This is a genomic window from Peribacillus sp. CSMR9, from assembly GCF_033141925.1.
Taxonomy (GTDB): Bacteria; Bacillota; Bacilli; order Bacillales; family DSM-1321; genus Peribacillus; species Peribacillus simplex_A.
Genome location: NZ_JAOPHO010000038.1, coordinates 1 through 21298 on the forward strand (window position 1 = coordinate 1; position 21298 = coordinate 21298).

Genomic DNA, 21298 nt, shown 5'->3' on the forward strand with positions numbered 1-21298 from the left:
TCTCGTTTTCTTAGTATGGGCTATAGGTACCTGCTTTATCCAAGATTACCGAAGGAGATCATTTAAACGTTTTTCTGGAGTTTTTGAAGATTTGGCAAAGAAAGCATTCTATGATGCTCAAAGGTTTTACTAATGGGTGGGGCTTATTCGCTTAATTTCATTGGTAGACCATAATATGCGGGTGAAGATAAGGGGAGAGACTACGGATGTAGCGCCGAAGGAGCAAACTTAGCAGTGAATCTCTCAGGCAAAAGAACTCTTATTGGACGCAACTCTGGAGAGCGCCGCCCGTTTGGGACGGCCACCAAAGGGGAAAACCTATTATATAGGTAAACTTTCAGGTTTCAGGACAGAGAAAAAGCTCAAACGGGCTTTCTCTGTCCTTTTTTGTGCTTTTTTCACATCATGAATCAGAATATCTGATGCGTAAGGACAAAAAGATTTGATAATGAAGCCAATTTAATTTTAAAAAATCTGAGGGGGGTCATTTTTTGACCAATTTAAAAAGAACACCATTATTTGAGGTTTATCGTGAATGCGGAGGGAAAACGATTGATTTTGGCGGCTGGGAACTTCCTGTCCAATTTTCGGGTATAAAGGACGAACATGAAGCCGTACGTACAAAAGCGGGTCTGTTCGATGTATCGCATATGGGGGAAGTTGATGTTAAGGGTCCTGGGAGCCTTTCCTTTTTACAGAAGATGCTGACTAATGATATATCAAAGCTGCAAACGGGCGGTGCCCAATATTCGGCCATGTGTTATGAAAACGGCGGGACGGTTGATGATCTCATCGTTTATAAAAGGGCGGAAGACGACTATCTGCTCGTGGTCAATGCAGCGAATACAGAAAAAGATTTCGATTGGCTGCAAGCTAATCTAACGGAAGATGCCCAAATTACGAATGTATCGAGTGACTATATACAGCTAGCACTTCAAGGACCATCTGCAGAGAAGATATTGCAAAAACTTTCAGAAAATACTGCCTTAAGTGAAATTGAATTTTTCAAGTTCAAGGAGAATGTCATGATAAATGGTATCTCCACGTTGGTATCCCGTACTGGATATACTGGTGAAGATGGTTTTGAAATATATAGCGACAGTGAAAACGGCCCTGCCCTTTGGAAGGCGATAATGGATGCCGGAAAGGAAGAAGGGATACAGCCGATTGGTTTAGGTGCTCGTGATACCCTGCGTTTTGAAGCGAAACTGCCGCTGTATGGGCAGGAGCTTTCAGCGGACATTACTCCAATAGAAGCCGGGATTGGTTTTGCGGTAAAAGTGGATAAAGAAGCCGATTTTTTCGGGAAAGCCGTTCTTGCTGAACAAAAGGAGAAAGGGGCACCCCGGAAGCTTGTGGGAATTGAAATGATTGACCGTGGCATTCCTCGTCATGGGTATAAGGTCTACAGCGGGGACAAAGTCATTGGGGAGGTCACGACTGGTACCCAATCACCAACGTTGAAGAAAAACGTAGGATTGGTACTTATCGATAAGGAATATTCGGTGCTGGATGCGGAAATTGAAGTGGAAATCCGTTCCAAACGTTTGAAAGCCGTTTTAATACAAACACCTTTTTATAAAAAACCACGTAAATAGAGGGGAATGGTCATTAGATGAAACATCGTTATTTACCCATGACAGAGCAAGATAAACAAGAAATGCTGGAAGTTATAGGGGTACCTGCTGTTGAAGAACTTTTCAATGATATCCCTGAAAGTGTTCGCTTTCAAGGAGAATACGATATCAAACCTGCTAAATCGGAACCTGCATTAATGAAAGAATTATCAAGGCTTGCTGCCAAGAATGCGGATCTTAAAAACTATGCTTCCTTCCTTGGTGCGGGTGTCTATGACCATTATGCACCGGTCATCGTCGATCACGTTCTTTCCCGTTCTGAATTTTATACGGCTTATACTCCCTATCAGCCCGAAATTTCACAGGGTGAGCTGCAGGCCATCTTTGAATATCAAACGATGATTTGTGAATTGACGGGTATGGACGTAGCTAACTCCTCCATGTATGACGGCGGGACTTCGCTGGCTGAGGCGGCCATGCTTGCTTCAGGTCAGACACGGCGCAAGAAGATTCTCATTTCAGGAGCAGTTCATCCTGAATCAAGAGAAGTTGTGAAGACATATGCGAAAGGGCAACGCGTGGAAGTGATTGAAATTCCTTATAAAGACGGTGTGACGGACATGGCTGCTTTAAAGGAATTAATGAATGATGACATTGCAGGAGTGATTGTGCAATATCCGAATTTTTTTGGCCGGATAGAGCCATTGAAAGAAATGGAAGAAATCATTCATGGCGTCAAGTCCATGTTTATCGTTTCCAGTAATCCGCTTGCACTGGGGGCTTTGACACCCCCAGGTTCACTCGGTGCAGATATCGTAACGGGAGATGCTCAGCCATTCGGCATTCCAGCGGCATTCGGGGGACCTCACTGTGGATATTTTGCCGTTACTAATAAACTTGTTCGGAAAGTTCCGGGCCGGCTCGTCGGTCAAACGGTGGATGAAAATGGAAAAAGGGGGTTTGTGTTGACGCTTCAAGCTCGTGAACAGCACATTCGCCGTGATAAGGCCACATCCAACATTTGTTCCAATCAAGCGTTGAATGCCTTGGCAGCTTCTGTTGCAATGACGGCGCTTGGGAAAAAGGGCGTCAAAGAAATGGCCTTGCAAAATATTCAAAAAGCGCACTATGCAAAAAAAGCTATAAAGGCAAAAGGAATAGAAGTGATGTTCGACGGTCCTTCGTTCAATGAATTTGTCATTAAACTGCCTGCTTCGTTTTCAGAAATCAATAAAAACCTTTTTGAAAAAGGGATGATTGGCGGCTTCGATTTAGGGACGGTTTATCCTGAGCTGAAAGACTATATGCTGGTTGCGGTAACGGAACTTAGAACAAAAGAAGAAATCGATGCACTTGCGCAGGAATTGGGGGATCAACATGAATAATCAAGATCAATCACTCATTTTTGAAATCAGCACTTCCGGTCGAATCGGGTACAGTCTGCCAGAAATGGATGTTGCAACTATTCCGCTCGAAGAAATTCTTCCTGCCGACTACATCCGTGAAGAAGAGGCAGAGCTTCCTGAGGTGTCCGAACTGGATATCATGCGTCACTATACAGCACTTTCCAAACGGAATCATGGGGTGGATTCGGGTTTTTATCCGCTGGGTTCATGCACGATGAAATATAATCCGAAAATAAATGAAAATGTGGCTCGCTTTAACGGTTTCGCCCATATCCATCCATATCAAGACCCGACTACAGTCCAGGGAGCCTTGGAATTATTATTTGATTTGCAGGAACATTTAACGGAAATCACAGGGATGGATCTAGTGACATTACAACCTGCAGCAGGTGCACACGGTGAATGGACAGGGTTGATGATGATTCGCGCTTTTCACGAAGCGAATGGCGATACAGAACGGACGAAAGTGATTGTACCTGATTCTGCACACGGTACGAATCCTGCATCTGCAACTGTTGCCGGACTTGAAACGATTACAGTGAAGTCCGATGAAAATGGGTTAGTCGACCTTGAAGATTTAAAGCGTGTTGTCGGACCGGATACGGCGGCCTTGATGCTGACGAACCCCAATACATTGGGATTGTTTGAAGAGAACATCTTGGAAATGGCACAACTTGTCCATGATGCAGGTGGGAAGCTTTACTATGACGGAGCCAATCTGAATGCAGTCCTATCAAAAGCACGCCCGGGTGATATGGGCTTTGATGTGGTTCACTTAAATCTCCATAAAACATTCACAGGTCCGCATGGCGGCGGCGGTCCGGGTTCCGGCCCTGTAGGGGTAAAGTCGGATTTGATTCCCTACTTGCCTAAACCGCTTGTTGTTAAACAAGATGAGCAATTCGTTCTTGATTATGATCGCCCGCAATCCATTGGCAGGGTAAAACCATACTATGGGAACTTCGGGATAAATGTTAGAGCTTATACGTACATTCGTTCAATGGGTCCTGATGGCCTTAAAGCCGTCACAGAGAATGCGGTCATCAATGCCAATTATATGATGCGTAGGTTGGAACCATTTTTTGACTTACCATATAATCGTCATTGTAAGCATGAATTCGTATTAAGCGGACGCAGGCAAAAGAAATTAGGGGTAAGGACCCTCGATATAGCAAAAAGGTTGCTGGATTTCGGGTATCATCCTCCAACCATTTACTTCCCGTTGAACGTGGAAGAAGGAATGATGATAGAACCGACTGAAACCGAGTCAAAAGAAACGCTGGATGCATTCATCGATGCAATGATCCAGATTGCCAAGGAAGCGGAAGAAACCCCGGAAATCGTTCAGGAAGCTCCGCATACAACCGTTATTAAGCGGCTTGATGAAACTCTTGCTGCAAGAAAACCTATTCTGCGTTATCAAGCATAGACTGATAGCTTACACGAAAAAAATCCCTGCCTGCCGGCGGGGATTTTTCATGTTTATGTAAGAATTCATTAAAGTCGAACAGTCAACTTTCATTTTCCTGGAGCCCGCATGATGCATATGAAGGCTTTTTAATTTAAAAGAGCCCATGCGGAGATGGGGTCTTATTTCTTTGCTTTGATTTTCCCGGTCCACATCTTGAAACCGCCCTTTAAGTGAAAAAGTTCCCTGTAGCCCTTTTTGTATAGCATGGCTGCAGCTCTTCCGCTGATGATTTCGCTTTGAGCGTACAAATATACAGGCTTGTCCGGCCTAATTTCGACCAAGCGGGTTTTCATTTGCGTCATAGGGATGTTTCTTGCGCCTAAGATATGACCATTATCGAAATCATTCGGTTCCCGCACATCGATTAGCTGCACTTTTCTGTAGTTAGCGATAAATTCGTCCTGTGTTAATGTTTTAACGATTTTACGCTGGCGGTACCAATTAAAAAGTGAATACGCAATAACCACTCCTAAGATGATGAGCAGTGTATATAATATTTCCAAACATAAAAACTCCCTTCTACCTAAACGAATACAGACAATCTTTATTATATAATTGCTTTACCCAATAATCAAAAAGAATTTTCATCAAATTCTTCATCGACTTGATAGCACTTTCTTTTTTAGAGTGTTAAAGTCTGTTAAACTACTACATGTGAGTTTTTTGTGGGGTATTGAAAAACAGTCTATTGAAACGAGGGGTAAGGATGACTAAAGAAAAATGGGGTTTTATAGATTCTGGATATTGTTCACCGGCGTTTAATATGGCGCTGGACGAAGCACTGCTAAACTGGCAAAGCAAAGGGGAAATTCCGCCAATCATACGCTTTTACGGTTGGGACCCAGCGACATTGTCGATTGGTTATTTTCAAAAGGCAGAAGCGGAAATCGATATGGAAGAGGTCAAAAGGCAGGGCCTTGGTTTTGTTCGCAGACCAACAGGAGGACGAGCGGTACTGCACGAGCATGAATTGACTTATAGTGTAATCGTTCCAGAATCCTATCCGGGAATGCCAACTACCGTTACTGAAGCATATCGTGTCATTTCTGAAGGAATATTAATGGGGTTCAGGAATCTGGGATTGGATGCTTATTTTGCCGTGCCTAGAACCGATCAGGAAAAAGCGGCTTTAAAAACGCCCAGGTCTTCCGTCTGCTTTGATGCTCCAAGCTGGTATGAACTGGTCGTCGAGGGCAGGAAGGTCGCTGGCAGCGCTCAAACCAGGCAAAAGGGCGTCATCCTTCAGCACGGTTCCATTTTGCTTGAACTTGATGACGATAAGCTCTTTAGCGTATTTAAATTCTCAAATGACAGGGTTAAGGAGAGAATGCAAAAAAGCTTAAAAAATAAAGCTGTGGCCATAAATGACATTGCCGGAAGAAAGGTTACCATCCCTGAAGCGAAAGAAGCTTTTGAAAAAGGTTTTGCCGAAGGACTTTCGATCGAGTTAGAGCCATACGTCCTAACTGAAAAGCAATTGCAGGAAGTGAAGGCCATTGCAGAAAGCAAATATGAAAGCGATGAATGGAATTTCATGAGATAGAAAAAGCAGGATAATTAAAGTGGATAATAAAAAAGTTTTTTCAGATTTGTTTGACCAAATAAGCTATTCCTTGCAGGGATAAGCCCTAAAAGGCATGGGGAAAAAGCAAGGTCCAAATTAATTGAAATCTGATGAAAAATTATTATAAATCGACAATTTCCTCCCTTTTGCTAACTATATTAATTGATTTATCGTTTGACAAAATTAAATGTTAATCAAAACAAACACAATATATAGTAGTTGAAATATTTAATGCGACACTATATGTTGATTTTTGGGTTTCGCTATGATAAATTTAGGGTACTTGTTAAGCGAAACGGACATGTAAGGCTACATATAGATTTTTGCGGCAGCAAGAACGGATCTTGAAACATATAAAGGAGAGGGAATTATGTCGGTTGTAATAAAAGAAGCTTTAAAGGTTGATCTAGAAAGGTTGAATAAGGATATTTCTTTATTTCCCCAGGTTCACCCTGTAACTGCTGATATGAAAATGGCGCATAAGGGCGTGTCCCGTCTAGTCATGCTTGACCGCTATTCTTTTAAGGATACTGAAAAAATCACACTCTCGGCAGGCGATTTCGTAGTGTTGACGATTAAGGAAGATCCGAAATTCCCGGCAAGGGGTCTCGGTTATATCGTTGAAATAGATTGGGAAACGAAAAAAGCCAAAGTATTGGTGGATGAAGAATTCCGTGGCGTATTGGATAATCCGGAAGAAGTGGAGACGGGGATTGTAAACCGTCCGCTGGATATTATCGAAAAGCCGCTTGAAATATACTATGAACAAATTGCGAAACGTAATGCAACGGGCTTGGCTTCAGTGGAAACCACGGAAGAAAAAAGAACGGAATGGTTCAATAAATTCTATGAAGAACTAAAGAACCTTAATTTTGTTCCGGCAGGACGCGTATTATATGGTGCGGGTTCCAATACGGATGTTACTTATTTCAACTGCTATGTGATGCCATTCGTACCGGATTCACGTGAGGGGATTTCAGAACATAGGAAACAAGTGATGGAAATCATGAGCCGCGGAGGCGGAGTGGGTACGAACGGATCGACACTGCGTCCAAGAAACACTTTGGCCAAAGGGGTTAATGGAAAATCCTCGGGTTCAGTGTCATGGCTTGATGATATCGCGAAATTGACGCATCTTGTTGAACAAGGCGGTAGCAGACGCGGTGCACAAATGATCATGCTGGCTGATTGGCATCCGGATATTGCAGAATTCATCATTTCTAAAATGCAAAATCCAAGGATCCTTCGATACCTAGTGGAAAACACTAAAGATGAAGCAATCAAGAAATATGCAACGGATAAATTGAAATTCACGCCGCACACCGAACAGGAAACGGCTATGTATCAAGGAATCATCAACTATAAGGAAATTCCCGGTCTAGGTGGATTTAGCGAAAAAATCATTAGGGATGCAGAGGAAAAGATCCGTACAGGCGGAACGTACAGTGTCCATAATTCCGAATTTCTTACGGGCGCCAACATCTCGATATGCTTGACAAAGGAATTTATGGAAGCGGCAGAACAAGATGCGGAATACGAATTGCGTTTTCCTGATGTTGAAAGCTATGATGCCGAAGAAATGGCTACTTATAATCAAGAATGGCATAAAGTCGGTGATGTTCGTAAATGGGAGGAAATGGGGCACAAAGTCCGTGTTTACCGTAAAATCCGAGCTAAAGAACTTTGGAACTTAATAAACATTTGTGCAACATACTCTGCAGAACCAGGTATTTTCTTTATCGATAATGCTAATGAAATGACAAACGCCAAAGCCTACGGTCAACAGGTCGTAGCTACGAACCCATGTGGCGAACAGCCATTGGCCCCATATTCAGTATGTAACCTTGCTGCTGTCAATTTGGCTGAAATGGCTGATAAAGATAGCAAAACCGTTAATTTCGAGAAACTTAAGCAGACCGTCGAAGTCGGTGTGCGTATGCAGGACAATGTCATTGACGCAACTCCTTATTTCTTGGATGAAAACAAAAAACAGGCACTGGGCGAGCGACGGGTTGGACTTGGTGTAATGGGTCTGCATGACCTGTTGATCTACTGTGAAACGGAATACGGATCTGAAGAAGGAAATATTCTGGTTGACAAGGTGTTTGAAACGATTGCGACTACAGCTTACAAGGCATCCGTGGAACTTGCTAAAGAAAAAGGCAGTTTCCCGTTCCTGATCGGATCAACGGATAAAGAAACCGATGAGCTTAGAACACGATTCACACAAACTGGATTTATGGAAAAAATGCCGGAAGATATCAGGGAAAGCGTTGCTGCATATGGCATCCGTAACTCTCATTTATTGACAGTGGCTCCTACAGGAAGCACAGGAACGATGGTTGGGGTATCAACAGGTCTTGAACCATATTTTTCCTTCACGTATTTCCGCAGTGGCCGTCTTGGCAAATTCATTGAAGTTAAGGCTGATATTGTTCAGGAATATTTGGACCGTCATCCAGAAGCTGATACACAAGAGCTTCCAAAATGGTTCATTTCCGCTATGGAATTAGCTCCTGAAGCCCATGCAGATGTTCAATGCATCATTCAACGTTGGATTGACAGCTCGATCAGTAAAACGGTCAATGCTCCAAAAGGATATACTGTCGAACAAGTTGAAAAAGTATATGAACGTCTATATAAAGGCGGAGCAAAAGGCGGTACAGTATATGTGGATGGCAGCCGTGACAGTCAGGTTCTCACGCTCAAAGCGGAAGAAAACCAAATGGACGAGCAGCTCGAAATGGACGAATTGACAGATGTGGAAGTAAAGAAAAAAGTCGTATTGGTCGATACGATAAATGAACTGCGTTCGACGAATGTTACGATTGGGTCGGAAGTGGGCAACACTTGCCCGGTCTGCCGTAAAGGCGAAGTCCAGGAAATGGGCGGATGTAATACTTGCACGAATTGCGGAGCACAATTAAAATGTGGGCTATAAGCTAATAGAAGGGAAGTCGTTAAGTGTGCTGAAAAGCTAATCTTAACGGCTTTTTTTTAAAAAGATCGGGCGAGTAGTTTTTAAACTTATTAAAAGAGAAAGCCAAATCCGGCTTTCTCTTTTAAGTTCATTCAACCATTTTCATTTTGTTGGCCTATTTCCTTTTCGGCCAGGTATTGGTTTCCATCCTTCAATACCGAAAATTCATCGACCGAGTCTCCAGGAATATTCCTAGGATTAGGATATTTATTATCTGTTTGGACGGTAATCGTTTGTTTCCCCATCCCGTTTGTCAAGAATTCTCGTTTATTAGCCATTTTGCATCTCCTTCATTTCGATTTCCAATTAAAAACAATCATGAGGATAACAGAATAAAGAAAAACTATCCTTATTAATTAGATTGTCTAGTTCGATTGAAAGTATGAACAAATCCATAAAAGAATGGAGAACGAAATGAAACCATTTATGCCACAGTTAGTATATATCGAGCCTAGGGCATTGGAATACCCGCTTGGCCGGGAATTGAAAAAGAAATTCGAGGATTTGAACATTGAAATCCGTGAGACCACATCACATAACCAAATTAGGGATCTTCCTGGAGAAAATGATCAGCAAAAATATCGTGTCGCCAAGTCGACGCTTGTGGTGGGCATCAGAAAAACATTGAAATTCGATTCTTCAAAGCCATCTGCTGAATATGCCATCCCTCTTGCTACCGGATGTATGGGGCATTGTCATTATTGTTATTTACAGACGACTCTCGGAACAAAGCCATACATTAGGACATATGTGAATCTCGAGGAGATTTTTGAGGCAGCTGAAAAATATATCAATGAGAGAAAGCCTGAAATTACTCGTTTTGAGGCGGCCTGCACGTCAGATATCGTTGGAATTGATCATTTGACACATTCGTTAAAAAGGGCTATAGAGTATTTTGGAAAAAGTGAATATGGGGTTTTGAGGTTCGTAACTAAATTTCATCATGTCGACCACCTGTTGGATGCTGAACATAATGGAAAAACGAGATTTCGGTTCAGTATAAATTCACGTTACGTAATAAAGAATTTCGAGCCCGGAACTTCGAGTTTCGAGGAAAGAATGGAAGCGGCACGTAAAGTGGCAGGTGCCGGATATCCCTTAGGTTTTATCGTAGCTCCAATATATCGTCATGAAGCATGGAAGGAGGGCTACCATGAATTATTCGAACGGTTAAGTGAGGCGTTAAAAGGGGTGGATATCCCTGACTTGACTTTTGAACTAATCCAGCATCGATTTACGGGCCCTGCTAAAAAAGTAATTCAAAAAAACTATCCGAAAACAAAATTGGAACTGGACGAAACGAAGCGCAAATATAAATGGGGCCGATATGGAATTGGCAAATATGTTTACCAAACCGAAGAAGCCGCAGAACTGGAAACGACCATTCGTGGGTATATAGCGGAATTTTTCCCTAAAGCGGAAATTCAGTATTTTACCTGACGAAGGCATTTTCCATATAAAACTGTCATAAATCGCTCTAATCCTGCTTAGAAATGTAAAGACCGGATTAGGGGAGGGCAGCTATGATTATTGACGGCGTTTTTTCCGGAGGCGGGATAAAAGGCTACGGTTTAGTGGGTGCCCTGCAGGAATTAGAGGAGCGAGGATTTGTATTCCATAGGACAGCCGGTACAAGTGCAGGTTCCATAATTGCAGCATTCGTAGCCGCTGGGTACACAGGAAAAGAAATGGAACAGCTTTTTCTTGATATAGATTTAATCGGCATGCTGGATAAAAGGCGTGGTCTTTTGCCTATCCCGCTTGCCAAGTGGCTCCTTTTATACTGGAAACTGGGCCTTTATAAAGGTGACGCTTTGGAAGCATGGATTGCCGCTAAACTTGCCGAAAGGAATGTAGTCACCTTTAAGGATGTTCGGCCGAAATCTCTCCGTATCATAACCTCTGACATTACACATGGGAAATTGGTGGTGCTGCCTGATGATTTATCTAACTATGGAATTGATCCGATGACTTTTCCAGTGGCAAAGGCAGTAAGAATGAGTTGTAGCATCCCCTATTTCTTTGAGCCAGTCAAACTTGATGTCGGAAAAAGCAGGGTCCTTTTTGTTGATGGAGGTGTGTTAAGCAATTTTCCAATGTGGTTATTCAATTCAGATCATGTAAGAAAGGAACGGCCGGTCATAGGCTTGCGACTAAGTGTCGATGAGATATGGAAACCGCATGTGGTGGATAATGCGCTTGAATTGTTCTCCGCACTATTCAAAACGATGAAAGATGCCCATGATGCACGTTATATTTCCAAGAAACACGTCCAGAATATTGTATTTATCCCGATGAGGGGAATTTCTGCAATGGATTTCAATCTGAATGATGAAAAAAAGGGAGAATTGATGAATCAGGGCAGACAGTGTACGAAAGAATTCCTTAAGAGATGGTCATATTAATAATCATAAAAAATCGGGCTCTTAAAAAGAAGCCCGATTTTTCTTTTTATTCTTTTTTCCTTCAATGACGGTTAAGTGACTATCCGTTTTCTTTCTCACTTTTATTTTTTTTGATGATTTTGCTGCAGAAAAGCTAGCCACATTATCCTTTTTCGAAGTTCGGTTTTTTAGCCTTTTTTTCGATTGGCGTGCAGCCTTTCGGAATGCTTGCTGCTCTTTTTTTACTGGTTTTCCCTTTGTTAATCCGGTATAAATCATATAAATAATCCCTGCGACAATGGCTATTATGAGAATGTTTCTAAAAAAGCCAATCGGGTCATTAAATAGTCGGCTCATTAGTCCGAGGACTCCGAGGGCAATGATTCCGTATATCATGAAAGATATGAAACGTTTCAACAAAGACACCTCCTTAAGAGCATCATAAGCATTTTTTGCTTATTTTAAACATTACCCATGTAAAATACTAGAAATTAATGAAGATTATTCCCTTAATTTAGTATATGACTTTTCATCATCAAAATGTGTATAGGTGTTTTACACAATAACATCTGATTCTAAACCTTTTTCGGTCTTTTTTTCCATCCTTAACAGTTCATGGAAGGATGCCAATGCAACTTCGACTTGATCGTCGGTAGGGGCTTTGGTTGTCAATAACTGAAGCCAAAGGCCAGGATAGCCAAGGTAACGCAGAATTGGAATATCTCTTACTTTGTTGGTCAACTGTAATACCTCGAAGGCTATGCCAAGCACTACGGGGATAAGCAAAACGCGATCCACGACACGGAGCCATAATGGATCGATTGGAACAAGCATATAGACAAACATGCCAACAATGACTGTAAATAAAATAAAGCTGCTGCCACAGCGATAATGAAGGCGTGAACTTGCCTGCACATTTGCTACGGTCAATTCTTTTCCGCTTTCAAAGCAATTGATCACCTTATGCTCTGCACCGTGATACTGAAAGACCCGCTTGATCAATGGAGTCATGGATACCAAGTAAATGTATACCAGCAATAATATCAACTTGAACAAGCTTTCGATTAAAACCTGTTCTATTTGGCCACTGAAGATGGGTCTTGTCAATGCGGCAAGAAATACGGGAATCAAAGTGAAAAGCAGCTTCCCGAATAGGAAGGAAAGGACACCGATTACGGCAACTCCAAGCCATACACTTAATTTAGAAGATTCTTTAGTTTCTTTTTTCTTTTCGTCCCGCTTTTCCCCTTCTTCTTCTTCTTCTTCATACTGTTCAGTGGAAAAGTTCAGATGTTTTGAACCGATGGCACTTGACTGAATCAGTGATACGAGACCCCTTAGAAACGGTACTTTTTTTAAGCGGTTGACAACAGGTTTCGTTTCACGCGGCAGATGATAATATACAATCGTTGAATCTTTGCGGCGTACCGCAGTGACTGTGTGATGTTTGCCGCCAAACATGACGCCTTCCACAACAGCCTGCCCTCCATAAACGGGTTTTTGGACCTCAGACATTTCTACACCAACCTAATAGTTATTCACGTAGCTCTCTCTTGGGTGCTAACATGTTTATTATCAAGTATCACAAGGGATAAAGACGGTCTCCAAAATTTAAATGGCGGCTTTATCCCTGCAATTACTTTATGAATGTTGAATCACAGGAAGGTAGTATCCTGTGTACATTATAAACTTCAACAGAGGATGGGTATTTTCCTCTGAAAAAAGTACATTATTTAAGATTTAATCATACAGAATAAATCACAAAACCTCTAGTGATTCTGCTCCCTAAGAATAAAAAAAAATAGTTCTATTTAACAAAGGGCATACTACGTAGCGGAGGTGCTTGATATGTCTTCTAATGTAAATGGACAAATTCAACAGGAAAATCAAGGTGCGATCTACAATGTACTAGCTATCGGTTTTGTTGGGGGGGCTGTAGCCAGTTTAATTGGAATCATAGCCCATTATGTTAATTTTATGGGGTTTAGCCCAAAATTCATACTTACGTCGTGGTCGAATATGGCCTGGATCGATCACTGGCTTGGTACGGTAATGACCATACTTTTGTTCGGAATTTTATCCGTGGGGATCGCTTTTATCTACTATAGTCTTTTTAAAAGGATGAAGAGTATCTTTTCGGGTATTTTTTTTGGAGTGGTTTGCTGGGTTTTGCTGGTATTTGTCCTGAAACCGATGTTCGCCGATTTGCCAACCATTTCAAAAATGTCGTCAAATACGATTATAACCAGTGTCTGCATTTTTATTTTATACGGTCTTTTTGTAGGGTATTCCATATCATATGATCATCAGGAATATCTACGTCAAAAAAACAAGGCCGAGAAGCAATCGGAAAGCTGATTGCTTCTTGGTTGTAAAAAAGTAGTAAGACAATTTGTAATTATGATAGAATGTTCATGGAAAGCATTCTTTTAATGATGAGCAGGTGTTTGATGATGACAAAAATCTTACTAATCAATGGTCCGAATTTAAATCGCTTGGGGAAGCGGGAACCTGCGCATTATGGATCCTCGACACTTGCGGATGTGGAAGCTCTATTACATCAGCAAGCTCAAGGGTTAAATGTGGAACTAACCTCATTTCAAACTAACCATGAAGGGGCGATTATCGACAAGCTCCATTGGTCAGAGGATCAGGGGATCGACGGGATTATCATTAATCCTGGAGCTTTTACTCATTATAGCTATGCGATTCGTGATGCAATAGCCGGAATTGATGTTCCAGTTGTGGAAGTGCATATTTCGAACATACATGCCCGTGAAAGCTTTCGGCATGAATCGGTGACCGCACCGGTATCGGCGGGACAGATTGTCGGCTTGGGGATACACGGATATGAATTGGCGTTGCAGGCGATCACAAAGATTGCAAAGGGGAGAAAGTAAATGAATAAACTAATGCGCTTAAGAGCCTCAATGGAAAAGGTGGGCATTGATGGTTTATTGATCACCAGTACATATAACCGCCGATTCATGACCAATTTTACCGGAAGTGCAGGCGTCGTCCTGATTTCCCAAAATGAAGCTAAATTCATCACTGATTTCAGATACGTGGAACAAGCAGGAAAGCAGGCTACGGGCTATGAAATCGTCCAGCACAAAGGAACCATCACCGAAGAGGTCGGTAAGCAAGTAAAAGAAATGAAGATCGGCACACTGGGCTTTGAGCAAGATCATCTGACTTTTGCCACATATAAGGCATACGAAGCGGCCATTGAAGGACAACTTTTGCCGGTGTCTGGAGTTATTGAGAATTTACGCTTGATAAAGACTTCATCAGAGATTAAGATATTAAAGGAAGCGGCTGCTATTGCTGACGCTGCCTTTACACATATTCTGGATTACATGCGTCCAGGGATTTCAGAACTGGATGTATCCAATGAACTTGAATTCTTTATGAGGAAACAGGGGGCAACTTCCTCTTCCTTTGATATTATCGTAGCATCTGGCGTAAGGTCAGCTCTCCCGCATGGAGTTGCTACGGATAAAATCATTGAAAAAGGCGATTTTGTCACATTGGATTACGGAGCATACTATAACGGGTATGTGTCTGACATAACTCGGACATTAGCAGTTGGCAAGCCGAGTGAAGAACTTATTAACATTTATGACATTGTTTTAGAAGCGCAACTGCGCGGAATGGCTGGGATTAAACCTGGGATGACGGGCAGGGAAGCGGATGCACTAACTCGTAATTTAATTGAAGAAAAGGGATTCGGGCAGTATTTTGGACATTCGACTGGACATGGAATCGGTCTGGAAGTCCATGAAGGTCCTGCATTATCCTTAAGGTCTGATATCATTTTAGAACCAGGTATGGCCGTAACCGTCGAGCCGGGCATTTACCTACCGGGTGTTGGCGGAGTTCGGATTGAAGATGATACAATCGTTACAATTGAAGGTAACGAAGCACTTACTCATTCAACGAAAGAGTTAATCATTCTGTAAACATGTACATGTAGGAGGACAAATTTATGATTTCTGTAAACGATTTTCGCACGGGTGTTACGATTGAAGTAGATAATGGAATTTGGCAGGTTATTGAGTTCCAACATGTTAAACCTGGTAAAGGTGCAGCTTTTGTACGTTCTAAACTTCGTAATCTTCGTACAGGTTCAATCCAAGAGAAAACATTCCGTGCTGGTGAAAAAGTCGCTAAAGCACATATCGAAAACCGCAAGATGCAGTACCTTTATGCAAGTGGTGATAGCCATGTATTCATGGATAACGAAACATATGACCAAATCGAGCTGCCAGCTTCAAGCATTGAACGTGAATTGAAATTCCTTAAAGAAAATATGGAAGTCCATATCATGACTTTCCAAGCCGAAACACTTGGGGTAGAGCTTCCGAACACTGTAGAACTGGAAGTGGCGGAAACTGAGCCGGGAATAAAAGGCGATACATCTTCAGGCGGAACGAAATCAGCCGTACTTGAGACGGGCCTTTCGGTTCAAGTTCCATTCTTCATCAACCAAGGTGACAAATTATTGATCAATACAAATGAAGGCTCTTACGTATCACGTGCATAAATGAAAGAAGGCCGAGATTAATATCTCGGTTTCAGTTGTAGACAAAAAGGTTTCGGAATGGTCTCATTCCGAAACCTTTTTGATTTTTTATTGGATTTGACTTCATGATGACGCAGATGATCTGCTTCTTCTTGCCTAATATGGCTTGTCACTACTTTCTGATGGTCTTTACTTTCTGTACACTGTGATAAAAATGAACAAGTTGCACAAAAGGATATTTGATTTGTACTCACGATAGCCCTCTTTAATCTCCATTTTACAAGCTGGCACCAGTCGGTCTAATGTAATCACTTCAAGCTGATGCCGCTGAATAGAATCATGTTTTAAAAAGAATCCTTTTCACCTCAAGTTTTTTCATCCATCTATTTTAAAAGACTGTAGGTCTATCTTAATGTTAAACCAAAGTTGATTGGGAACGGAAGGTACGAGACTCCTGCGGGAAAAGCGTGTCCAAGGGAGACCCCGCAGGCGCAATGGCGCCGAGGGCGGACCGCCCGCGGAAAGCGAGTGCCCTACGTTTAATCAACGTCCAAATTGTACAAGCCATAAAAAAACTTAGACAAACTCGCTTTCTTCGAATTTGTCTACAGCTTGAGATCGAGATTAATTTCTCGGTCTTTTTTTGGTCCTTTTAAGATTCCGAAGGATATAAAAAAGTTCAATAAATGGTCTGTTTCTTTATTAGCCTGTCATCATTACGGTCTGGTCGGCATATATTTTATTGAAAGTGGTGTATACAGGAGGATTGTCAAAATGGAAACGATTCTTTCATTTTTACCGAAAAAATTATACGAGCAACTCCGGGGCATGACACCGATGATGATCGAGAAGATGGAAGAGCTGCGGATTCGAGTTGGAAGGCCGCTTGAGGTCATTGTGGGTGGGGAACCTTTCTTCTTTTCCTATGAAGTGACCCATTCGGATGCAGATCAATTATTGAATCAAATCGGTCAATTTTCGTTATATACACTTGAGGAAGAATTAAAGCGGGGATATATAACTATAGCGGGCGGACACCGGGTGGGTCTTGCTGGCAAGGTGATCCTGGAAAATGGGTCGGTCAAAGCGATCAGGGACATTTCCTCATTCAATATTCGGATTGCACGTGAAAAAATAGGTGCTGCTGAACCGCTAACATCTTATTTATATAATGGGGAATGGCAACATACAATGTTGATCGGTGCTCCGCAAACAGGAAAAACGACCGTATTGCGTGATATTGCAAGAATGATATCCAGTGGAAATGAAAAACGGGGAATTCCCCCTCAAAAGGTGGGAATAGTGGACGAGCGCTCAGAAATTGCCGGATGTGTTCATGGCGTGCCGCAGCTCGAATTTGGAACAAGGGTGGATGTGCTCGATGGATGTCCTAAAGCGGAAGGGATGATGATGATGATCCGTTCGATGTCCCCGGATGTATTGATCGTGGATGAAATAGGCCGCGCTGAGGATGCACAAGCTGTGCTCGAAGCAGTTAATGCAGGTATTAAACTCATGATAACTACACATGGCCATACATTGGATGAAATTAAGAAGCGGCCTTTTATCGCCGAAATATTAAAGCAAAACATCTTTGAACGTTTTATAGAATTACAGAGAAGCAAATCCGGAAAAAGGAGCTATAAAGTCCTTGATGCAGCGGGGGTTCCTATTTTCTTGGAAGAAGGTGTGAACCCGCATGTTTAAGATAATTGGAGCAGCGATAATCATTATAGCAACGACATGGGCGGGTTTCGAAGCTGCGAAAAAATTAAGTATGAGGCCTCGTCAACTGAGACAGCTGAAAGTCGCCATGCAATCGCTCGAAGCTGAAATCATGTATGGTCATACACCTTTGAAAGAGGCAGCGAGGAAACTGTCTAAGCAGATGGCCAAACCTTTATCCATCTTTTTCGAGACCTTTGCAACTCGACTCGAGTCAGGTGAGACCACCGTCAAAGAAGCATGGGTTGATAGTTTGAAGAAAATATGGCAATCCCTTGCTTTAAAACAGGGGGAATTCGAGATACTGTCACAGTTTGGGGAGACGCTTGGAAAAAGCGATAAATATCATCAGCAAAAGCAAATCATGCTAACGATGGCACACTTGGAAAGAGAAGAGAGCGATGCGCTCGACCGACAGGTAAAGTATGAAAAAATGATGAAAAGTCTTGGTTTTTTATCAGGGCTATTATTGATCATTTTGCTGATGTAGGAATATGTGGGGGGAATGAAAATGGGCATTGATGTGGACATCATATTTAAAATAGCAGGTGTGGGGCTAGTTGTGGCATTTCTTCACACAATACTCGATCAGGTTGGGAAGAAGGAATATGCCCAGTGGGTGACACTTTTCGGATTTATCTATATTTTATTCATGGTAGCTTCTGTAGTGGAGGATTTATTTCAAAAAATTAAATCTGTATTCCTATTTCAGTAAGGGAGGGATTCGCGATTGAAATCATAAAAATCGTGGCCATTGCCCTAGTTGCCACCTTTTTGGCCTTGATCGTCAAAGAGCAAAAACCAAATTTCGCATTCCTGCTCGTCATTTTTGTAGGCTGCTCCATTTTTCTTTTTTTAGCGGATAAAATATACGAAATCATTTTAATGTTAGAAAAAATTGCAGTGAATGCACATGTAAATAGCGTGTATCTAGAGACCATCTTAAAAATAATCGGAATTGCCTATATTGCTGAATTCGCTTCTCAAATTACAAAAGATGCAGGGCAAGGGTCGCTCGCTTCCAAAATAGAATTGAGCGGGAAAATCTTGATTCTTGCCATGGCGATTCCGATTTTGACGGTCATTATCGAAACGATTTTACAGATGCTCCCAAGTTAACGGATCACTCCTACTAGTCAATGAGGTGAATGTATGAAGCAGCGGATGCCTTACTTATCCATTCTATTCGTTTTACTCTTTTTTTTGCATACATCTATTGGACAAGCCGCCGAAAATCCTGAAAATGGTGAAATCGATCAAGAGCCGATCATGCAGACCGAATTGGTACAAGCCCAAATAGATAGGCTGGGTGTCGATGAGCTCAAACAATATTGGGATGACATCGTTACGGAATATGGAGGGTTCTTACCGGAAAGCCAGAAGGGGAGCTTCATGGATTTTGTAAGCGGTGATAAGAAATTCTCCTTTGACCAATGGATAAAGGGAATTACAAAATTCATTTTTCATGAACTGCTTGTGAATGGTAAGCTGCTGGGCTCACTCATTTTATTAACCGTTTTCAGCATGTTCCTGCAGTCTTTGCAGAACGCGTTCGAACAAAGCTCCGTTAGTAAGGTCGCTTATGCAATCGTTTATATGGTGCTGATCATTTTGGCACTTAACAGTTTTCATGTGGCGATTGAATATACAAAGGATACGATAGATTTGATGATTTCCTTTTTAATGGCGCTCATCCCTTTACTCTTGGCTTTAATTGCCGCTTCAGGAGGACTTGTATCAGCAGCTTTCTTTCACCCGGTCTTAATGTTTTTAATGAATACAAGCGGAATCTTGATCCAGTTTGTCGTCCTCCCTCTTTTATTCTTTGCAGCGATTTTAAGCATTGTCAGCACATTGACCGAACATTATAAAGTGACACAGATGGCACAACTTCTCCGGAATTTTGCTATCGGGATACTAGGTGCATTCATGACCATATTCCTTGGTGTCATATCCGTTCAAGGAGCATCCTCCGCTGTAGCAGACGGAGTGACGATCAGGACGGCCAAATTCGTGACAGGTAACTTTATACCGGTAATAGGGCGCATGTTTACTGATGCAACGGATACGGTCATTAGTGCCTCCGTTCTGCTGAAAAATACAGTGGGCTTGTCAGGTGTCATAATTCTCTTGCTCATAACCACATTTCCAGCAATAAAAATCTTGATGATTTCTTTTGTCTATAAGTTGGCAGCGAGTCTTTTGCAGCCGCTGGGCGGAGGGCCTGTAATAAAATGTCTTGACGTTATAAGTAAAAGCATGATCTATATTTTCGCAGCACTGGCCATTGTCTCACTCATGTTCTTTTTAAGTATCACTGTAATTATCGCTTCTGGAAACATTACACTGATGGTTCGTTAAGAAAGGAGGAGGGCTTTGGTGAGTTTTTTAGCTGGCTGGGTATCTAACATCATCATATTTGTATTGCTGGCTACTGTGATCGATATGCTTCTTCCGAATTCAGCTTTACAGAAGTATGCCAAAATGGTAATCGGACTTTTACTGATTGCGATCATCATCACTCCTATATTGGGATTATTCAATAAGGATTTCGACGAAATCCTCTCTGCGGCTACAAGTGAATTTCAAGATCAGAAAAAAAAAGATTTAGGAAATTTGACAGAAATGAAGAAAAAAGAAATACAAGCTACCCAGGGTGCATATATTTTAAAACAAATGGCTGTTGACTTACAGGCAGAAGTGGAAGAGGAGCTGATGGTGGATTATAACATGAAGATTAGTTCAATTGATGTAGGGGTCAAAAATGAGGAAGAACCGAGCGCTGATGATTTGCAAAACATAACGATATCATTGGAAAAGGCAGAAGGGAAAGAAGACTCGGGGATAGAGGCAGTAGCGAAGGTTGATATCAATGCAGAGAAACTATCCTCTTCGAATGATGCCAATCTTGATGCTGTGAAAAGGTTTCTGGCAACAAGTTGGTCCGTTGATGAAGAGATCATTGAAATCGCCGGGGAAAGGAAGTGACTGAGTATTGAACAAAGACAAAGGTCCGTTATCCTGGCTGCAAAAACTATTAAATAAAGACCCTGACCAAAAAGAACCTAAGGAAAAAAAACCTTCCCTGTATGTCTATGCTCTAATAGTTGTCCTTTTGGGAGCGGGAATTATGATGGCCGGGAATTTGTTAACCACCAACCAGACGGGACAAACACCTGAAGTGAAGACTGTATTCAATAATGATAAACAGAACGATGAAGGGGAGGTTGAAACATTCGGTCAGAAGAAATCCGAATTCAAGACGACAAAAGATTATGAAATATATCTTCAGAATGAAATGAAGGAAGCGCTTGAATCCATCGCAGGCGTCCAGGATGTAAAAGTCGTAATCTATGTGGATGCATCCGAGAAAAAAGTATATGAAAGAAACAAAGTCACCCAAAAACAAGTCACACAAGAAACCGACAAGGAAGGCGGCAAAAGGACGGTCGAAGACACATCGGTTGATGAACAGCTCGTTTTGGTCAAAAGCGGTGAAAAAGAAGGACCGATCATTTCGGAAACGAAAAAGCCTAGTGTACGAGGAGTCCTCGTAGTCGCTAAAGGAGCCGAAAACATTCAAATAAAGAAGTGGATCATCGAAGCTGTCACACGTTCACTGGATGTACCGAGTCACCGGGTTTCTGTCATGCCTAAAAAATAAGG

Annotated in this window: 22 protein-coding genes and 2 riboswitches; of the genes, 18 read left to right on the forward strand and 4 right to left on the reverse strand. The window is 41.9% G+C overall.

Features of this window, described 5'->3' with window-relative positions; translation table 11 throughout:
- Positions 1-181: 181 nt before the first annotated feature.
- A riboswitch (glycine riboswitch) is annotated at positions 182-269 on the forward strand.
- A gap of 3 nt (positions 270-272) precedes the next feature.
- Positions 273-355: riboswitch (glycine riboswitch) on the forward strand.
- 136 nt (positions 356-491) lie between these two features.
- Genes gcvT through gcvPB form a run of 3 tightly spaced genes read left to right on the forward strand, consistent with a single transcriptional unit; the run spans position 492 to position 4412 of the window.
- Complete coding sequence (gcvT, locus tag N9I19_RS16065) at positions 492-1598, forward strand: glycine cleavage system aminomethyltransferase GcvT (protein WP_317778375.1); 1107 nt, start codon at positions 492-494, stop codon at positions 1596-1598.
- A gap of 17 nt (positions 1599-1615) precedes the next feature.
- Positions 1616-2962, forward strand: a complete 1347-nt coding sequence (gene gcvPA / locus N9I19_RS16070; protein WP_317778376.1) for an aminomethyl-transferring glycine dehydrogenase subunit GcvPA — start codon at positions 1616-1618, stop codon at positions 2960-2962.
- Positions 2955-4412 (forward strand): aminomethyl-transferring glycine dehydrogenase subunit GcvPB, encoded by a 1458-nt coding sequence (gcvPB, locus tag N9I19_RS16075; protein ID WP_317778377.1) that lies wholly within the window; start codon positions 2955-2957, stop codon positions 4410-4412. Before gcvPA ends, gcvPB begins: the two co-directional genes overlap by 8 nt.
- 161 nt (positions 4413-4573) lie before the next feature.
- Here gcvPB and N9I19_RS16080 read toward each other — a convergent pair whose 3' ends face one another.
- Positions 4574-4957, reverse strand: coding sequence for a rhodanese-like domain-containing protein (locus N9I19_RS16080; protein WP_076365383.1), 384 nt, complete (start codon positions 4955-4957; stop codon positions 4574-4576).
- Between the two features lie 203 nt (positions 4958-5160).
- Here N9I19_RS16080 and N9I19_RS16085 point away from each other — a divergent pair, with 203 nt between their 5' ends.
- Both N9I19_RS16085 and N9I19_RS16090 read left to right on the forward strand, forming a co-directional pair.
- On the forward strand, positions 5161-5997 hold the full coding sequence (locus tag N9I19_RS16085) for a lipoate--protein ligase family protein (protein WP_089361497.1): 837 nt from the start codon (positions 5161-5163) through the stop codon (positions 5995-5997).
- Positions 5998-6388: 391 nt separating this feature from the next.
- Complete coding sequence (locus N9I19_RS16090) at positions 6389-8959, forward strand: vitamin B12-dependent ribonucleotide reductase (protein ID WP_089361496.1); 2571 nt, start codon at positions 6389-6391, stop codon at positions 8957-8959.
- A gap of 131 nt (positions 8960-9090) precedes the next feature.
- On the opposite strand, the gene N9I19_RS16095 is transcribed toward N9I19_RS16090, so the two are convergent.
- Positions 9091-9276: a hypothetical protein gene (locus N9I19_RS16095; protein WP_061464013.1), complete on the reverse strand. Its 186-nt coding sequence runs from the start codon at positions 9274-9276 to the stop codon at positions 9091-9093.
- A 136-nt stretch (positions 9277-9412) separates the two neighbouring features.
- On the opposite strand from N9I19_RS16095, the gene splB reads away from it, so the two are divergent.
- Both splB and N9I19_RS16105 read left to right on the forward strand, forming a co-directional pair.
- Positions 9413-10438 carry a spore photoproduct lyase gene (splB, locus tag N9I19_RS16100; RefSeq protein WP_061464012.1) on the forward strand — a complete coding sequence of 342 codons (1026 nt, stop codon included), beginning with the start codon at positions 9413-9415 and terminating at the stop codon, positions 10436-10438.
- Between the two features lie 83 nt (positions 10439-10521).
- Complete coding sequence (locus N9I19_RS16105; protein WP_061464011.1) at positions 10522-11403, forward strand: patatin-like phospholipase family protein; 882 nt, start codon at positions 10522-10524, stop codon at positions 11401-11403.
- A 21-nt stretch (positions 11404-11424) separates the two neighbouring features.
- On the opposite strand, the gene N9I19_RS16110 is transcribed toward N9I19_RS16105, so the two are convergent.
- Positions 11425-11799 (reverse strand): SA1362 family protein, encoded by a 375-nt coding sequence (locus N9I19_RS16110; protein ID WP_061464010.1) that lies wholly within the window; start codon positions 11797-11799, stop codon positions 11425-11427.
- Between the two features lie 138 nt (positions 11800-11937).
- Positions 11938-12897 carry a DUF1385 domain-containing protein gene (locus N9I19_RS16115; protein WP_317778378.1) on the reverse strand — a complete coding sequence of 320 codons (960 nt, stop codon included), beginning with the start codon at positions 12895-12897 and terminating at the stop codon, positions 11938-11940.
- Positions 12898-13230: 333 nt separating this feature from the next.
- On the opposite strand from N9I19_RS16115, the gene N9I19_RS16120 reads away from it, so the two are divergent.
- The 11 genes from N9I19_RS16120 (at position 13231) to spoIIIAG (ending at position 21296) form a co-directional block, all read left to right on the forward strand.
- A complete protein-coding gene (locus N9I19_RS16120) occupies positions 13231-13740 on the forward strand; it encodes a YqhR family membrane protein (protein ID WP_317778379.1) in 510 nt (169 codons plus the stop codon).
- 95 nt (positions 13741-13835) lie between these two features.
- Positions 13836-14282, forward strand: a complete 447-nt coding sequence (gene aroQ / locus N9I19_RS16125; RefSeq protein WP_061464007.1) for a type II 3-dehydroquinate dehydratase — start codon at positions 13836-13838, stop codon at positions 14280-14282.
- Positions 14283-15344: a M24 family metallopeptidase gene (locus N9I19_RS16130; RefSeq protein WP_061464006.1), complete on the forward strand. Its 1062-nt coding sequence runs from the start codon at positions 14283-14285 to the stop codon at positions 15342-15344.
- Positions 15345-15370: 26 nt separating this feature from the next.
- On the forward strand, positions 15371-15928 hold the full coding sequence (gene efp, locus N9I19_RS16135) for an elongation factor P (RefSeq protein WP_034308328.1): 558 nt from the start codon (positions 15371-15373) through the stop codon (positions 15926-15928).
- Between the two features lie 753 nt (positions 15929-16681).
- On the forward strand, positions 16682-17614 hold the full coding sequence (gene spoIIIAA, locus N9I19_RS16145; protein ID WP_317778380.1) for a stage III sporulation protein AA: 933 nt from the start codon (positions 16682-16684) through the stop codon (positions 17612-17614).
- On the forward strand, positions 17607-18122 hold the full coding sequence (gene spoIIIAB / locus N9I19_RS16150) for a stage III sporulation protein SpoIIIAB (RefSeq protein WP_061464004.1): 516 nt from the start codon (positions 17607-17609) through the stop codon (positions 18120-18122). Before spoIIIAA ends, spoIIIAB begins: the two co-directional genes overlap by 8 nt.
- 21 nt (positions 18123-18143) lie before the next feature.
- Entirely contained in the window at positions 18144-18347 is a 204-nt protein-coding gene (gene spoIIIAC / locus N9I19_RS16155; RefSeq protein WP_034308319.1) for a stage III sporulation protein AC, read from the forward strand.
- Between the two features lie 23 nt (positions 18348-18370).
- Positions 18371-18751, forward strand: a complete 381-nt coding sequence (spoIIIAD, locus tag N9I19_RS16160) for a stage III sporulation protein AD (RefSeq protein ID WP_089361491.1) — start codon at positions 18371-18373, stop codon at positions 18749-18751.
- A 33-nt stretch (positions 18752-18784) separates the two neighbouring features.
- Positions 18785-19993, forward strand: coding sequence for a stage III sporulation protein AE (spoIIIAE, locus tag N9I19_RS16165; protein ID WP_061464002.1), 1209 nt, complete (start codon positions 18785-18787; stop codon positions 19991-19993).
- An 18-nt stretch (positions 19994-20011) separates the two neighbouring features.
- A complete protein-coding gene (gene spoIIIAF, locus N9I19_RS16170) occupies positions 20012-20620 on the forward strand; it encodes a stage III sporulation protein AF (protein ID WP_089361761.1) in 609 nt (202 codons plus the stop codon).
- A gap of 7 nt (positions 20621-20627) precedes the next feature.
- The gene (gene spoIIIAG / locus N9I19_RS16175) at positions 20628-21296 is read left to right on the forward strand and encodes a stage III sporulation protein AG (protein ID WP_317778382.1); all 669 of its coding nucleotides are present in this window, start codon (positions 20628-20630) and stop codon (positions 21294-21296) included.
- Positions 21297-21298: the final 2 nt, after the last annotated feature.

Excerpts from the sequence above, each read along its gene's own strand:
- gcvPA (WP_317778376.1), top strand. The coding sequence starts at position 1,616 with ATGAAACATCGTTATTTACCCATGACAGAGCAAGATAAACAAGAAATG.
- gcvPB (WP_317778377.1), top strand. The coding sequence starts at position 2,955 with ATGAATAATCAAGATCAATCACTCATTTTTGAAATCAGCACTTCCGGT.
- N9I19_RS16085 (WP_089361497.1), top strand. The coding sequence starts at position 5,161 with ATGACTAAAGAAAAATGGGGTTTTATAGATTCTGGATATTGTTCACCG.
- N9I19_RS16090 (WP_089361496.1), top strand. The coding sequence starts at position 6,389 with ATGTCGGTTGTAATAAAAGAAGCTTTAAAGGTTGATCTAGAAAGGTTG.
- N9I19_RS16095 (WP_061464013.1), bottom strand. The coding sequence starts at position 9,276 with ATGGCTAATAAACGAGAATTCTTGACAAACGGGATGGGGAAACAAACG.
- splB (WP_061464012.1), top strand. The coding sequence starts at position 9,413 with ATGAAACCATTTATGCCACAGTTAGTATATATCGAGCCTAGGGCATTG.
- N9I19_RS16105 (WP_061464011.1), top strand. The coding sequence starts at position 10,522 with ATGATTATTGACGGCGTTTTTTCCGGAGGCGGGATAAAAGGCTACGGT.
- N9I19_RS16115 (WP_317778378.1), bottom strand. The coding sequence starts at position 12,897 with ATGTCTGAGGTCCAAAAACCCGTTTATGGAGGGCAGGCTGTTGTGGAA.
- N9I19_RS16120 (WP_317778379.1), top strand. The coding sequence starts at position 13,231 with ATGTCTTCTAATGTAAATGGACAAATTCAACAGGAAAATCAAGGTGCG.
- aroQ (WP_061464007.1), top strand. The coding sequence starts at position 13,836 with ATGACAAAAATCTTACTAATCAATGGTCCGAATTTAAATCGCTTGGGG.
- N9I19_RS16130 (WP_061464006.1), top strand. The coding sequence starts at position 14,283 with ATGAATAAACTAATGCGCTTAAGAGCCTCAATGGAAAAGGTGGGCATT.
- efp (WP_034308328.1), top strand. The coding sequence starts at position 15,371 with ATGATTTCTGTAAACGATTTTCGCACGGGTGTTACGATTGAAGTAGAT.
- spoIIIAA (WP_317778380.1), top strand. The coding sequence starts at position 16,682 with ATGGAAACGATTCTTTCATTTTTACCGAAAAAATTATACGAGCAACTC.
- spoIIIAB (WP_061464004.1), top strand. The coding sequence starts at position 17,607 with ATGTTTAAGATAATTGGAGCAGCGATAATCATTATAGCAACGACATGG.
- spoIIIAC (WP_034308319.1), top strand. The coding sequence starts at position 18,144 with ATGGGCATTGATGTGGACATCATATTTAAAATAGCAGGTGTGGGGCTA.
- spoIIIAE (WP_061464002.1), top strand. The coding sequence starts at position 18,785 with ATGAAGCAGCGGATGCCTTACTTATCCATTCTATTCGTTTTACTCTTT.